The 12,582-nt window shown below is 70.5% G+C and carries 11 protein-coding genes and 2 pseudogenes; 8 read left to right on the top strand and 5 right to left on the bottom strand.

Features of this window, described 5'->3' with window-relative positions:
• Positions 1-12 precede the first annotated feature (12 nt).
• Positions 13-165: a hypothetical protein gene (locus QUE79_RS21335; RefSeq protein WP_286344826.1), complete on the top strand. Its 153-nt coding sequence runs from the start codon at positions 13-15 to the stop codon at positions 163-165.
• A 14-nt stretch (positions 166-179) separates the two neighbouring features.
• On the opposite strand, the gene QUE79_RS21330 is transcribed toward QUE79_RS21335, so the two are convergent.
• A complete protein-coding gene (locus QUE79_RS21330) occupies positions 180-1,085 on the bottom strand; it encodes a helix-turn-helix domain-containing protein (protein ID WP_286344825.1) in 906 nt (301 codons plus the stop codon).
• Positions 1,086-1,280: 195 nt separating this feature from the next.
• On the opposite strand from QUE79_RS21330, the gene QUE79_RS21325 reads away from it, so the two are divergent.
• On the top strand, positions 1,281-1,901 hold the full coding sequence (locus QUE79_RS21325; RefSeq protein ID WP_286344824.1) for a general stress protein: 621 nt from the start codon (positions 1,281-1,283) through the stop codon (positions 1,899-1,901).
• Between the two features lie 104 nt (positions 1,902-2,005).
• Positions 2,006-4,591, top strand: coding sequence for an ATP-dependent Clp protease ATP-binding subunit (locus tag QUE79_RS21320; protein ID WP_286344823.1), 2,586 nt, complete (start codon positions 2,006-2,008; stop codon positions 4,589-4,591).
• Between the two features lie 98 nt (positions 4,592-4,689).
• On the opposite strand, the gene QUE79_RS21315 is transcribed toward QUE79_RS21320, so the two are convergent.
• The gene (locus tag QUE79_RS21315; RefSeq protein ID WP_286344822.1) at positions 4,690-5,403 is read right to left on the bottom strand and encodes an SDR family oxidoreductase; all 714 of its coding nucleotides are present in this window, start codon (positions 5,401-5,403) and stop codon (positions 4,690-4,692) included.
• A 136-nt stretch (positions 5,404-5,539) separates the two neighbouring features.
• Here QUE79_RS21315 and QUE79_RS21310 point away from each other — a divergent pair, with 136 nt between their 5' ends.
• Together QUE79_RS21310 and QUE79_RS21305 are read left to right on the top strand one after the other, a co-directional pair.
• On the top strand, positions 5,540-6,481 hold the full coding sequence (locus QUE79_RS21310; RefSeq protein ID WP_286344821.1) for an AraC family transcriptional regulator: 942 nt from the start codon (positions 5,540-5,542) through the stop codon (positions 6,479-6,481).
• Positions 6,482-6,622: 141 nt separating this feature from the next.
• Positions 6,623-7,564, top strand: coding sequence for a PfkB family carbohydrate kinase (locus QUE79_RS21305; RefSeq protein ID WP_286344820.1), 942 nt, complete (start codon positions 6,623-6,625; stop codon positions 7,562-7,564).
• 17 nt (positions 7,565-7,581) lie between these two features.
• Here QUE79_RS21305 and QUE79_RS21300 read toward each other — a convergent pair whose 3' ends face one another.
• Positions 7,582-8,244, bottom strand: a complete 663-nt coding sequence (locus tag QUE79_RS21300) for a bifunctional 4-hydroxy-2-oxoglutarate aldolase/2-dehydro-3-deoxy-phosphogluconate aldolase (protein ID WP_286346799.1) — start codon at positions 8,242-8,244, stop codon at positions 7,582-7,584.
• Between the two features lie 137 nt (positions 8,245-8,381).
• On the opposite strand from QUE79_RS21300, the gene QUE79_RS21295 reads away from it, so the two are divergent.
• Positions 8,382-9,335, top strand: a complete 954-nt coding sequence (locus tag QUE79_RS21295; RefSeq protein ID WP_286344819.1) for a sugar kinase — start codon at positions 8,382-8,384, stop codon at positions 9,333-9,335.
• Positions 9,336-9,345: 10 nt separating this feature from the next.
• Positions 9,346-10,091: pseudogene (locus QUE79_RS26255) on the top strand (IclR family transcriptional regulator).
• 32 nt (positions 10,092-10,123) lie between these two features.
• Here the strand turns inward: QUE79_RS26255 and QUE79_RS21280 are convergent.
• Both QUE79_RS21280 and QUE79_RS21275 read right to left on the bottom strand, forming a co-directional pair.
• Positions 10,124-11,362: an MFS transporter gene (locus tag QUE79_RS21280; protein ID WP_286344816.1), complete on the bottom strand. Its 1,239-nt coding sequence runs from the start codon at positions 11,360-11,362 to the stop codon at positions 10,124-10,126.
• Between the two features lie 55 nt (positions 11,363-11,417).
• The gene (locus QUE79_RS21275) at positions 11,418-12,071 is read right to left on the bottom strand and encodes a tyrosine-protein phosphatase (protein WP_286344815.1); all 654 of its coding nucleotides are present in this window, start codon (positions 12,069-12,071) and stop codon (positions 11,418-11,420) included.
• 291 nt (positions 12,072-12,362) lie between these two features.
• Between QUE79_RS21275 and QUE79_RS25945 the strand changes: the two are divergent.
• A pseudogene (locus tag QUE79_RS25945) lies at positions 12,363-12,515 on the top strand (TetR family transcriptional regulator); the annotation flags it as partial.
• Between the last annotated feature and the right edge of the window lie 67 nt (positions 12,516-12,582).

The raw sequence follows: 12,582 nt of genomic DNA, 5'->3' as shown, positions 1-12,582 counted from the left end.
TTGGATCAGAACATGCACCCATTGGATCTCTGGCTCGTGACCATTCTCCTCGTCGGCGGCATCGTCGTGGTCTGCGGGATCGGCGTCGTCGCCGCCGTGCTGCGCGACGGTTATCGCCGCGTGCCGGATCGCTCGCCGAAGGATCGCATCCGCGGAGATCTCTAGGGTGCGGTCGAGCGTCAGCGCCGCAGGGTCTCGGCCGGGTACTCCGCGAAGCGGGCGACGTAGGCGGATGAGAACCTGCCCGAGTGGGAGAAGCCCCAGCGACGAGCCACGGCTGCGACCGTCGTCTCGGTCGGAGCCGCCTCCAGCAGCTCGTCGCGCACCTGGTCGAGGCGCACTCCGCGCAGGTACTCCGTGGGCGTCATCCCGAGCTGCCGACTGAACGCGTGCTGCAGGCCGCGCAGGCTCAGCCCCGCCACCTCGGCGATCCCGGTCGTCGTCAGCGGTTGCTCGGGGTTCGCGTGGATGTAGTCGATCGCCGTGGCGAGCCGGCCACTGCTCGGCGGGAGGAGGAGCACACCGCGTCGCGGGCCGTCGAACGAGAAGGTGTCGAGGAGCGCGTTGGCCGCGAGGGCGTTCGCCTCGGCGCGCAGGAGACTGCCGGTCGTGTTGCCGAGGATCGACCCTGCGACGCCCGCGATCGTGTCGCGCCAGCGTCGCAGGGCGGTCGGATCGGGGAGCTCCGCGTGGTTGAAGTGCAGCCTGGCCGTCTCGGCACCGATTCGCTCGGCCGCGAGACGCTCGAGGTAGGGGCCGCTGAACTGCACGAGGTTCTGCGTGGCGTCGTCGAATCGGAACGCGTACCGGCGGCCGGTCGGGAACATCGACGGCTGCCCGACGCCGACGCTCAGCTCGTCGCGGCCGATGTCCATGACTCCTCGGCCGGACGTGAGCCACGCCACGACGTATTCGCCCTCGGGCTGCACGGTCCCTCGGATCGAGGCGTTCAGCTGCGACGTGCGGAGGGTGACGTCCTGGTCGCCCTTCGCCGTGTAGCGATAGGAGAACGACGACTCGGTCTTGGTGAGGTGGAGCCCTGCTCCGTTGTAGCCGGTGGTGTAGAGCTCGATCGCCTCGTCCATGTCACCCCCTGGCTGTGGAAGTCGACGGAGAGGCCGGCTTCGCTGCCATCAGGGGTGGTGTTCTCGTCGTGCGTCGTGCTCATCGGGGGCATTCTCGCACGCGATCTGATCGGTTCGGAATCCCTCGCGGTGAGGAGTTTTCCCTGCTAGAGCGGACATACTGGCAGCACGTACCCCTTCTGGAAAGAGGACAGCATGTCGAACGAGACGCCGAACGGCGAGCCCGAGCCCACCAAGCGCCCTGACCGCCCCGCCTACGGCGAATACGCCCCCGCCGGCTCTCAGCAGCCCACGGCGCCCGCCGCTCAACCCGCCGAGAGCACCGGCTCCGCAGCCGAGTCGCTCGGCGGCGTCGGTGCCTTCGTCGGCGGCAGCTATCCGCAGGTCGTCGCGACCTTCACCAAGTACGAAGACGCCCAGAAGGCCGTCGACCACCTGAGCGACGAGGGCTTCCCCGTCGAGAACGTCTCGATCGTCGGGCACGACATCCGCACCGTCGAGAACGTCTCCGGGCGGCTCACCAACGGCCGCGCCGCCAGTCGAGGGCTGATCAGCGGCATCTGGTTCGGGCTGGCGATCGGTCTCCTGCTCGGTTTCTTCGTGCCGGGAGTGAACTGGATCGGCGTCGTCATCGGCGGCATCGTTTTCGGAGCCATCTGGGGCGCCCTGTTCGGCTTCCTCGGCCACGCGGCCACTCGCGGCCAGCGAGACTTCGCGTCGGTCAAGACGATGGAGGCCGGGCGCTACGAGGTGCTCGTCCGCGGAGAATTCGCCACCAAGGCCACCCAGCTGCTGAACGAGAGCGTCTACAAATAAAGGTTGAGTCGACTCCGCTCATCTTTTTCGGAACGCCGGGAATGGATCGGAACCGCCAGCGTTAACTTGAGTCATAGGCACTCAAGTTTCCCCAGGAGGTTCCTTTGCCTGACAACTTCACCCCCGCAGATTCCGGTGACTCGTCCTTCGACGAGATCCTCGCGCGTCTGCTGAACAACCAGGGGGCGGCATCGTTCGGTCGCCCCGTCGACATCGGGCGGCTGCTCAGCCGTCGCACCCACGAACTCGTGGCTGCGGCGGCCGAGTTCGCCGTCTCCCACGGCCACTCCGAGGTCGACGCGCTGCACCTGCTACGCGTGCTCATCGACCGGTCGCCCGCAAGCGACCTGGTCGCCTTCTCGGGTGCCGATCGCGACGCCCTCGTGGCCGCCATCGAGGGACGTCTGCCCGGCGCCTCGGCAGACGCTCCCGCGCGCCCCGGGCTGACCCCGGCGGCACAGCGCGTTCTGCTCGAGGCGGCTCAGGCCGCCCGCGCGTTCGGGTCGACCTACGTCGATCCCGAGCACGTCATGTTCGCCCTCGTCGTCAACCAGGACAGCCTTCTCGGCCAGCTCCTCGCCGCCCACGGCATCACGCCCGAGGCGATGCAGTCGTTCGCGCAGGGTGGTCGCCCCGCGACGGCCGGCGCTGCGGGTGCCCCGGGCCAGGCGGGCGAGCCCCAGTCCGAGACCCCGACCCTCGACAGCTACAGCACCGACCTCACGGCCCTCGCCCGCGACGGCGGCATCGACCCCGTGATCGGCCGCGCCGACGAGATCGAGCAGGCCGTCGAGATCCTGCTCCGCCGCACCAAGAACAACCCGGTGCTGATCGGCGAGCCCGGTGTCGGCAAGACCGCCATCGTCGAGGGCCTCGCCCAGCGCATCGCTTCGGGCGACGTGCCCGAGTCGCTGCGCGGCAAGCGAGTGGTCTCGCTCGACCTGCCCGGCATGGTCGCCGGCACCCGCTTCCGCGGCGACTTCGAGGAGCGCCTCACCAAGACCATGGACGAGATCTCGGCCCACAAAGACGAGCTGATCGTCTTCGTCGACGAGCTCCACTCGGTGGTGGGCGCCGGATCGGGCGGCGACGGCGGCATGGACGCCGGCAACATCCTGAAGCCCCGCCTGGCCCGAGGCGACCTGCACCTCATCGGCGCGACGACCCTGTCCGAGTACCGTCGCGTCGAGAAGGACGCCGCCCTCGAACGGCGCTTCCAGCCCGTCCAGGTGCCGGAGCCTTCCGTCCCCGACGCCGTGCAGATCCTGACCGGCCTCGCTCCCCGCTACGAGGAGCACCACTCGGTCACGTACTCGCCCGAGGCGCTTCACGCCGCGGTCGAACTCTCGCACCGCTACCTGACCGACCGGTTCCTTCCCGACAAGGCCATCGACCTGATCGACCAGGCCGGAGCACGTCGCCGGCTCCGCCTCGGCTCGACGATCGACCTCGCCGCTCTCCAGAGCGAGCTGGCCGATCTCGAGTCGCAGAAGAATCTGGCCGTCGGAAGCGAACGGTACGAGGAGGCCTCCGAACTCCGCGACCGCATGGTCGAGGTGGAGCAGCGTCTGGAAGCGGCCACGTCGCATCCTGCGCCCCTCGCCACGAGCGACGACGCCGTCATCTCCGAGAACGACATCGCCGAGATGATCTCTCGCGCCACCGGAATCCCGGCCGCGCGGCTCACCGAGGGCGACCGCTCGCGGCTCGCAGCTCTCGAGGGTGAGCTGCACGAGCGCGTGATCGGGCAGGACGATGCCGTCACGGCGATCGCCAAGGCGGTGCGCCGCTCGCGGACCGGCCTGGGCGACCAGCGTCGTCCGACCGGCAGCTTCCTGTTCCTCGGCCCCACCGGCGTCGGCAAGACCGAGCTGGCCAAGGCGCTCGCCGGGTCGCTGTTCGGAGACGAGTCGGCGATGCTGCGCTTCGACATGTCGGAGTTCGGCGAGCGTCACACCGTCTCGCGCCTCGTCGGCGCCCCTCCCGGATATGTCGGTTACGACGAGGCCGGTCAGCTGACCGAGCGCGTCCGCCGGAACCCGTACTCGGTGATCCTGCTCGACGAGATCGAGAAGGCCCACCCCGACGTGTTCAACTTGCTGCTGCAGGTGCTCGACGACGGGCGTCTCACCGACGGACAGGGCCGCACGGTCGACTTCCGCAACACGGTGGTCATCATGACCTCGAACCTGGGGTCGGAGTTCCTCGCCTCTCGCAGCGGCGCTCTCGGGTTCGTCGGCGGCGCGCCGATGGGCTCGGACGGTTCCGGCGACGCGGGCAACGGCTTCGGCTCGGAGAAGGCGCTGCGCGACCGCGTCATGGGCAAGCTGCGCGAGGCGATGCGGCCCGAGTTCCTCAACCGCATCGACGAGATCGTGCTGTTCCGCAAGCTCGACCGGTCTCAGCTCGCTTCGATCGTGTCGCTCATGCTGCACGAGACCAGCGCCAGGCTCGACCTGCACGGAATCGGCTTCACGGCCACGTCCGAGGCCATCGACTGGCTGGCGGAGAACGGCTACGAGCCCGAGTACGGCGCTCGCCCGCTGCGTCGTCTGATCCAGCGCGAGGTGGATGACCGCATCGCGAGCCTGATGGTCGAGGGTTCCCTCGCCTCGGGTGAGGGGATCCTGCTCGACGTCGTCGACGGTCGGATGTCGGCGGTCGTGCAAGCCCCGGTGCTCGTCTCCTAGAGAGACGCTCCCCGGGTCGACCTCGCGCTGAACCCCGCTAACGACACTTCGCTCTCGTCCACGGACGAGAGCGAAGTGTCGTTAGCGGGGTTCCGCCGTCAGCCGGCGAGCACGCCCGCGTAGATCGGACTGTCGGCCGGTGCCACGGCGAGCGCGGCTTTCACGTCGGTGCTCCACTGGTCGACGAGCACCTCGGACAGCCCGTTCTCGAGACCGTCGAGAGCGATCCCGGCGACATCGCGCGGGTCGACCATCGGGCCGTCGTAACCGGCCATGATGTCCGTGTCGGCGGCTCCCAGGTGCACACCGGTCACGAGCGTTCCGCGCGCGGCGAGCTCGAGGCGGATGCCGTTCGTGAGGCTCCACTCGGCGGCCTTCGCCGCGCTGTAGGCGTTGGCTCCCGGGGTCGAGAACCAGGACAGGGCCGAGAGCACGTTCAGGATCGCGCCGCCGCCGTTCCGCTCCAGGATCGGCGCGAACGCGCGGACCATGGAGAGCGTGCCGAAGTAGTGCGTGTCCATTTCGAGCTTGATCGCGGCCAGGTCGCCGGTGAGCAGGTCGCTGCCGGTCGCGATGCCCGCGTTGTTGATCAGCAGGGTGACGTCCTGCGCGGCGGCGGCGGCCGCGTCGATCGACGCCTGGTCGGTGATGTCGAGCGGCAGGACGCTGACGCCGGGCAGGTCGACGAGCTCGGGGCGGCGGGCCGTCGCGTAGACCTTCGCGGCGCCGCGTTCGAGCAGCACCTCGACGAAGTGGCGGCCGATGCCGCGGTTGGATCCGGTGACGAGGGCGGTCTGGCCTTCGAGCTTCATGGTGTTCTCCTTCTGGGGTTGACGACGTTCAGCGTACGAATCCTTTCGAGGAACAGTCGATGCTCTCCCGGATCACTTCCATAGCCGTTTGTTGCAGAGAGGGGTCGGGCACGATCCTGCGGGCTATTGTCGAGGCATGGATCTCTTGGCCGACGTTCTCAGCGTGTCCGGTGTCCGCGGCACCCTCGGGGCCCGCATCGAGGCGACCGAGTCCTGGGGCGTCTGGTGGACCGACATCCCCGGCGCCGCGTTCTACGCGGTCACGGCCGGGACCGCCTGGCTCGGCATCCCGGGCGACGAGCCGCGACAGTTGATGCCCGGCGACGTGGTGCTGCTGCCTCGGGGCGCGGGGCACAGCCTGACCAGCGCGCCGGACGCCGTCGCGCACTCCTGCGACGCCACGCTGGCCGCCGAGGCACGACGCACCGGAACAGTGCTGCGCTTCGGAGACGGCGAGGTGCAGACGCACATCCTCGGCGCCGCCTACGAGCACGACCCCGCCGTGTCGACGCAGGTGCTCGCTCTGCTGCCCGACGTCGTCCACCTCCGCGCCGACAACGGCGGCGGCTGCCTCGACGACACCGTTCGTCTGCTCGCCAGAGAGCTCGCCCATCCCCAGGTCGCCGCTGCCGTCGTCATGAACAGCCTGGTGAACATCCTGCTCGTCCAGCTGCTTCGCGTGTGGCTGGTCACGCGACCCGCGCCGACAGAGCCATCGTGGCTCGGCGTGCTGGGCGACCCGCTGATGACCGACGCCCTCACGCTGATCCATCAGGATCCCGCGCGCGCCTGGACCACGTCGATGCTCGCCGGCGAGCTCAACGTCTCTCGGGCCACGCTCTCCCGCCGCTTCGTCTCGGTGGTGGGGGAGGGCCCCGGTGCCTACCTCACCCGCTGGCGGATGGATCTGGCGGCCCTGCGGTTGCGCGACAGCGACGAGACGCTCGAATCCGTGGCCGCCACGGTCGGCTACACGTCGGTCTACGCCTTCAGCCGGGCGTTCAGCCGCGCTCGCGGGCAGTCGCCGGGTCGATTCCGTGTCGCCGCCCGTGCCGCTGCGCGCGAGGTCGCCGCGTAGGCACCTCCGCCGAGACCGCGGTTGCGATCGCAGTTCCACCGGTCCCCGTGTGGCCACGCTCGGCCGAACGGCGATTTCGGGCAGGGTGAAGACACGCCCTAGGCTCGCATCACCACCCGAACCACCCGAGGAGCGCTACCGATGCCGACCCCCGCGACCCCCGTCGATCCTGCGTTCGGATCGGCCTTCGTCGTCGGCGAAGCGCTCATCGACATCGTCGTCGACGGTGACAGCACGGTCGAGCACCCCGGCGGCAGCCCTCTCAACGTCGCCTACGGCCTGTCGCGGCTCGGCGTCTCGACGACGCTCCGTGCCGAGATCGGGCAGGATCCGCGGGGTCGAGCCCTCGAAGAGCACCTGGCCGCCGGCGGGGTCGTCCTCGATCCCGCGTCTCGCAGCGCCGATCGCACCTCGACCGCCGTCGCCACGATCCAGCCCGACCGGCACGCCGAGTACGAGTTCGACCTGTCGTGGGCGCCCGGTCCGATCGTTCCGCCGGCCGGCGTCGCGCTCGTGCACACGGGATCGATCGCATCGGTGCTGCGACCGGGAAGCGACGACGTCCTGCGCTTGTTCATCGCCTCGCAGGAGAGCGTGTTGTTGAGCTTCGACCCGAACGTGCGGCCCGGGGTGACGCCCGCGCGCGACGAGGTGCTCGCGGCGGTCGACGCACTCGCGGCCGTCGCGCACGTCGTGAAGATGAGCGACGAGGACGCCGCGTGGCTGCACCCCGACCTGTCGCTCGGCGCGGTCGTCGATCGTTACCTCGCCGCGGGCGCCGCGCTCGTGGCCATCACGCGCGGTGCCGACGGCGCGCTCGTCGCCACGAGCGACGACCGCCTGTCGCTGGCGTCGCTTCCGGTCGAGGTCGTCGACACGATCGGCGCCGGAGACGCCTTCATGTCGGGGCTCCTCTTCGCGCTGCTGTCGCGCGGGCTGGCCGGCGTCGTACAATCCGGCGCCCTGTCGCGCCCCGACCTCGAGGCGGTCGCTGCCACCGCTCTGGCGAGCGCTCGCGTCACCGTGTCGCGAGCGGGCGCCAACCCGCCCACGCCCTCCGAACTCGCTCGGCTCGCCCGGTAGGCGCCCGCTCCGCCCGCTCACAGACGATCGCCTGGCGTCCGCGGATCGACGTCGACCGTGTCGATCGTCGGTGGCGGCTCAGCCGAGGAGGCGATGAACGAACGAGCCCGACGGGTGATTCCGGCCCAGTCGCGCGCGGCGATGAGCGCGGGGGTGACCACGCTCGATCCTGCCGTCACCGCGTAGGCGCCCGCCTCGAGGAAGGCGCGCGCGTTGCCCTCGTCGATGCCGCCGGACGCGATCAGCCGGACGCCGGGAAGAGGGCCGCGCAGGTGTGAGAAGTACCTGGGCCCGCAGGTCTCGGCGGGGAAGATCTTGACGGCGGCGGCGCCGTGCTCGAGGGCGGAGAGCACTTCTGACGGCGTGAAGGCGCCCATGGCCAGCGGGATGCCGGCGTCGCGGGCGGCTGCTCCGACGGCGGGCACGATGCCCGGGGTCACGAGGAAGCGGGCGCCGGCGGCGATCGCGGAGTCGGCCTGCGCCGCGGTCAGCACGGTGCCGACCCCGATCTCGGCGTCGGGAGACGAAGCCACGGCGGCACGCACGTGACGCTCGACGTCGGGCGTGGTGAACGTGAACTCGATGCCGCGGATGCCGCCGTCGACGAGCGCGCGCACGAGCGCCTCCGTGTCGGGGATGCTGTCGGCGCGGACGACCACGACGGCGCGATCCTGACCGATGGCATCGAGAGGGCCTGCGGGCGTCTCGGCGGGGCTCGGGGAGTAGGCGTCATCGTCTCGTTCTCGTTCTTCCGATCAGGTTGCGCAGGAAGCAACGCGCATTGCATAAGGTGTTCGAGCAGGTTACCCTCCTGATCGTGAACTCCGCAAAGGTCGCCAGTGTCGGCGAAGCCCTGACCGTGCTCGTCCCCCGGGTGCCAGGCGCCCTCGAGTCCTCCGAGACCTTCGTCCGCAGCGTCGGCGGCGCAGAGCTCAACGTCGCGGTCGGGCTGGCCTCGCGGGGCGTTCCGGCCGCGCTGCTCACGCGCGTCGGCGACGACGGGTTCGGGCGCCACCTCGTGGCCGAAGCCGCCGAGCACGGCGTCGACGTCTCCGCCGTCGAGATCGACCCGGTCAGGCCCACCGGCCTCTACGTCAAAGAGGTCGGGGCAGGATCCCCGCACCCGTTCGACCTCGGCGCCGCGCGAAGCCGCATGCACTACTACCGGGCCGGATCGGCGGGCAGTGCCCTGTCGCCCGCCTACCTCCGGCGGCCCGAGGTCCGCGCCGTGCTCGACGCGGTCGAGCTGGTGCACCTGACGGGCATCACGCCCGCGCTGTCCGCGAGCGCGTACGAGCTCTGCCTCGCCGTGATGGCCGAGCCGCGCGTCGGCGGACGACGGGTGAGTTTCGACCTGAACTGGCGGCCGGCGCTCTGGGCGGGCCGAGAGGCCGAAGGGGTGCGGGCGCTCGACACCCTCTCGAGAGCGGCCGACGTCGTGCTGCTCGGCGTCTCGGAGGCGCGGACCGTGTTCGGGACGGACGATCCGGCCGAGCTCCGCGCGGAGCTGCGGGAGCCTCGGATCCTGGTGCTCAAGAACGACGAGAACGCGGCCACCGCGTTCGACGGCGAGACTCGGTTCGACGTGCCGGCACTGACGGTCGACGTGGTGGAGGCGATCGGCGCCGGTGACGCGTTCGCCGCGGGGTTCCTCGGCGCGCTCGTGTCGGGTCGGGACGTCCGCACGGCGGTCGAGGAGGCTCATCGGCTCGCGGTCGTCGCGCTGTCGTCGCACGGTGATCACGTCGGCGCTGCGCCGACCGCGCCGTAGCCTTGACCCCATGAGCCAGAGCCTCGCCCGCGCCCTCCAGCTGCTGCAGGCGCTCGAGGACGGCCCGCGGTCGCTCGACGAGTTGGCGGCCGGAGCGGAGGTTCACAAGACGACCGTGCTCCGGCTGCTGCGAACCCTCGAAGCCGACCGGTTCGTCGTGCACGACGAGGCCCACCGGTACCAGCTCGGGAGCCGCGTGTTCGAGCTCGCCAACGCGGCGCTCTCCCAGCGCGACGTGCGCCAGATCGCGCGCCGCCACCTGGAACTCCTCAACGAGGCGACGGGGCAGACCGTCCATCTCGCCACTCGCGAGGGCGACGAGGTGGTCTACATCGACAAGCTCGACGCTCCGCAGGGGTGCGGATGTACTCGCGCGTAGGGCTCCGGGCGCCGATCCACTGCACGGCCGTGGGCAAGGTGCTCGCCGCCGACCTGCCGTCGCCGGCGCAGGAACGCCTGCTCTCACGCCTCGACTACCAGCGCTTCACCGACCGAACCCTCGTTTCCGCCTCGGCCCTCGCTTCAGAGCTCGAGCTCGTCGCGACGCAGGGCCACGCGGAAGATCACGAGGAGCACGAGTCGTTCATCAACTGCGTCGGTGCGCCGATTCGCGACGGCACGGGCCGCGCGGTCGCAGCGCTCTCGGTGTCGGTCCCCACCCTGTCGCTCGACCACGCGGGTGTCCTCGCGCTGCTGCCCCAGGTCCGGTCGGCCGCCGCAGCCGTCTCGCGTGACCTCGGCTGGGCACCGACGTAGGTCCGCGCGTTACGGGGCGGTGGCCGTCCGCCTCAGCAGGGGACCTTGATGGCGCCGGTGCCGGTGGAGACGGCCACGGGTGCGAGCGTCGGAGCTCCGGCGCCGACCCCGCGCGGTCGACGCACGCCGAGGGTGATCAGCAGGATCGCGCCGGCGGCGGCGATGACTCCGGCCATCGCGAAGTCGAAGCCGAGGCCGAAGCTCGAGACGGCGACGCCGCCGACGATCGATCCGGCGGCGATCGACAGCTGGATCGTCGTGACGAAAAGCGCAAGGCTGCTCTCGGACGCGGACGGCGAAGCCTTCGCCATCCAGGTCTGCATGCCGAGCGGCAGAGCACCCCACACGAATCCCCAGACGACGAGCAGGACGAAGACGCCCGGCACCGACCAGGCCAGGAAGGGCAGCGCGATGACCGCGCCGGCGAGCACGAACTTCGCGACGCCGAGCGTGCCGAGCAGATTGCGGCTGAGGGTCACGCCGGCGAGGAAGTTGCCGGCTATGCCGGCGACACCGAAGACCAGCAGCGCGAGCGTGATCGTCGACCCGTCGACGCGGACGACGTCCTCCAGATACGGAGCGACGTAGGTGTAGGCGGCGAACTGCGCGAGGAAGACGAACGCCGTGCCGATGAGTCCGACGCGCGCGCGCGAGATCGTGAGCAGGGCGCCGAGGGTGGCGAACCGGACGCGCGCGAGCGACGGGATCCGCGGGAGCATCGCGATCTGGCCGACCAGGGCGATCACGCCCAGGACGGCCCCGATCAGGAAGGCCACCCGCCAGGTCGACACCGAAGCGACGAATGCGCCGAGCGGCAGGCTGACGACGGTCGCCACCGAGACGCCGGCGGTGATGAACGAGGTCGCTCGGATCACGGCGGGCTCGGCGACCAGGCGACCGGCGAGTCCGGCCCCGATGGCCCAGAAGCCGCCGATGCCGATCCCCAGGAGGATCCGGGCGGCGACCAGCACCTCGAAGGTCGGCGCGAAGGCCCCGATGACGTCCGCGACGATGAGCAGGATCGTGAGCGACCAGAGGACGATGCGCCGGTCCAGGCGCGAGGTGAGAACCGTCACCACCGGTGCGGCGACGGCACCGGCGAGGCCCGTGGCGACCACCATCAGCCCGGCCGTCCCGATGGTGACGTGAAGGTCGGCGGCGATCGACGGCAGAAGCCCGATGGGCAGGAATTCGGAGAGCACCAGCACGAAGGAGCCGAGCGCCACCGAGAGCACGCCGAGCCAACCGCGACGTTCAGAGGTCTGTGTCATGAAGTGACCCAAGCGGCGTCGGGTCGTTTCCATTCCCGGCTCGCCGGGAGAGGGCTCAGAGCCCGTCGATCTCGTCGTCGGTCAGGCCGATGGCACGCAGGTAGTCGGTCACGGAGCCGAACTCGGACTCGACGTGCCGCACCACGTGCACAGCCGTCTCGGGGACGCACCGCTGCATGGTCGTGGTCCGCTCGAGATCCTGCGACTCCTCTCGCTCGCGGGCGAACCGGTCGGCCAGCCGCGGGCCGGTCTCGGCGTAGTCGGCTCCGATCCGATCGAGGTCGGCGCCCCAGAGCCGCGCGAGGAGCATGCTCACGACCCCCGTGCGGTCTTTGCCTGCCGAGCAGCACACGAGGACGTCGCCGGGCGCGGCGGCCGCGATCGCACGGAACACCTCGGCGATCGTGGCACGGTGGCGCCAGAGCCAGTCGGTGTACTGGTCTTCGAGGCTGATCGCGTCGGCGGCCGCCTCGGAGACCGAGGGGTCGAACAGCGGCACGCGGCGATAGCCGGGCAGCGAGCGCAAGGGATGCTCCACGGCTGCGATCTCGTCGTCGCGCCGCAGGTCGACCACGGTCGCGAGCGACGCCGGGTAGACAGAGGCCGGCAGCGCCTCGGTGTTCGCGCGCAGGACGGTGCGGGTTCGGCCCCGCTGGAACCCGGCGCCGCCGACCTCCCGCAGGTTGGTGAGTGTGGACGTCGTCGTCATCGTCCAAGCTAAGCAGATGGCTCGCGAGTGGCGAGGTCGGGCACCCGACGAGGATGACGTGTCTCCGGCCGGAGCGGTCCGAAGACGACAAAGGTGAATGGCTGTCAACCCGTGGTCTTACTGACAATTGTTTGATACTTTGTGGCCGTGCCCACGACGCGGATCAGGGCCGTGGGCTGACGTCCTTCGGGCCGTCGCGGTGGGGCGGCCGTCAGCGCGGCCGCCCCACCGCACCTCCCCCGTCCGGCTTTTCTGAGCCGGCCGTTTCCGGTCGGGCCTACGGTGGTGCGCATGGATCCACGGTCGCGGCGGAGTCGCGACCGACTCACGTCCGCAGTCGTAGAGTTCGCGGCGTCCGGCCGCCTCGACGACGTCAGCGTCTCCGAGCTCGCCCGAGCCGCCGGCGTCACGCGTGACACCTTCTACCGTCACGCGTCCTCCGTCACCGACCTCCTGGCCATCGCCCTGCAGGAGCGGCTGGCGGCAGACTTCGAGATGTATGTCTCCACCT

The organism is Frondihabitans sucicola (assembly GCF_030296615.1).
Classification (GTDB): domain Bacteria; phylum Actinomycetota; class Actinomycetes; order Actinomycetales; family Microbacteriaceae; genus Frondihabitans; species Frondihabitans sucicola.
This window is presented reverse-complemented; position numbering and strand designations above follow the sequence as displayed.

Bases quoted from the DNA above. Each gene is read 5' to 3' on its own strand.
- QUE79_RS21335 (WP_286344826.1), top strand. From the start codon at position 13: ATGCACCCATTGGATCTCTGGCTCGTGACCATTCTCCTCGTCGGCGGC.
- QUE79_RS21330 (WP_286344825.1), bottom strand. From the start codon at position 1,085: ATGGACGAGGCGATCGAGCTCTACACCACCGGCTACAACGGAGCAGGG.
- QUE79_RS21325 (WP_286344824.1), top strand. From the start codon at position 1,281: ATGTCGAACGAGACGCCGAACGGCGAGCCCGAGCCCACCAAGCGCCCT.
- QUE79_RS21315 (WP_286344822.1), bottom strand. From the start codon at position 5,403: ATGAAGCTCGAAGGCCAGACCGCCCTCGTCACCGGATCCAACCGCGGC.
- QUE79_RS21310 (WP_286344821.1), top strand. From the start codon at position 5,540: ATGGATCTCTTGGCCGACGTTCTCAGCGTGTCCGGTGTCCGCGGCACC.
- QUE79_RS21305 (WP_286344820.1), top strand. From the start codon at position 6,623: ATGCCGACCCCCGCGACCCCCGTCGATCCTGCGTTCGGATCGGCCTTC.
- QUE79_RS21280 (WP_286344816.1), bottom strand. From the start codon at position 11,362: ATGACACAGACCTCTGAACGTCGCGGTTGGCTCGGCGTGCTCTCGGTG.
- QUE79_RS21275 (WP_286344815.1), bottom strand. From the start codon at position 12,071: ATGACGACGACGTCCACACTCACCAACCTGCGGGAGGTCGGCGGCGCC.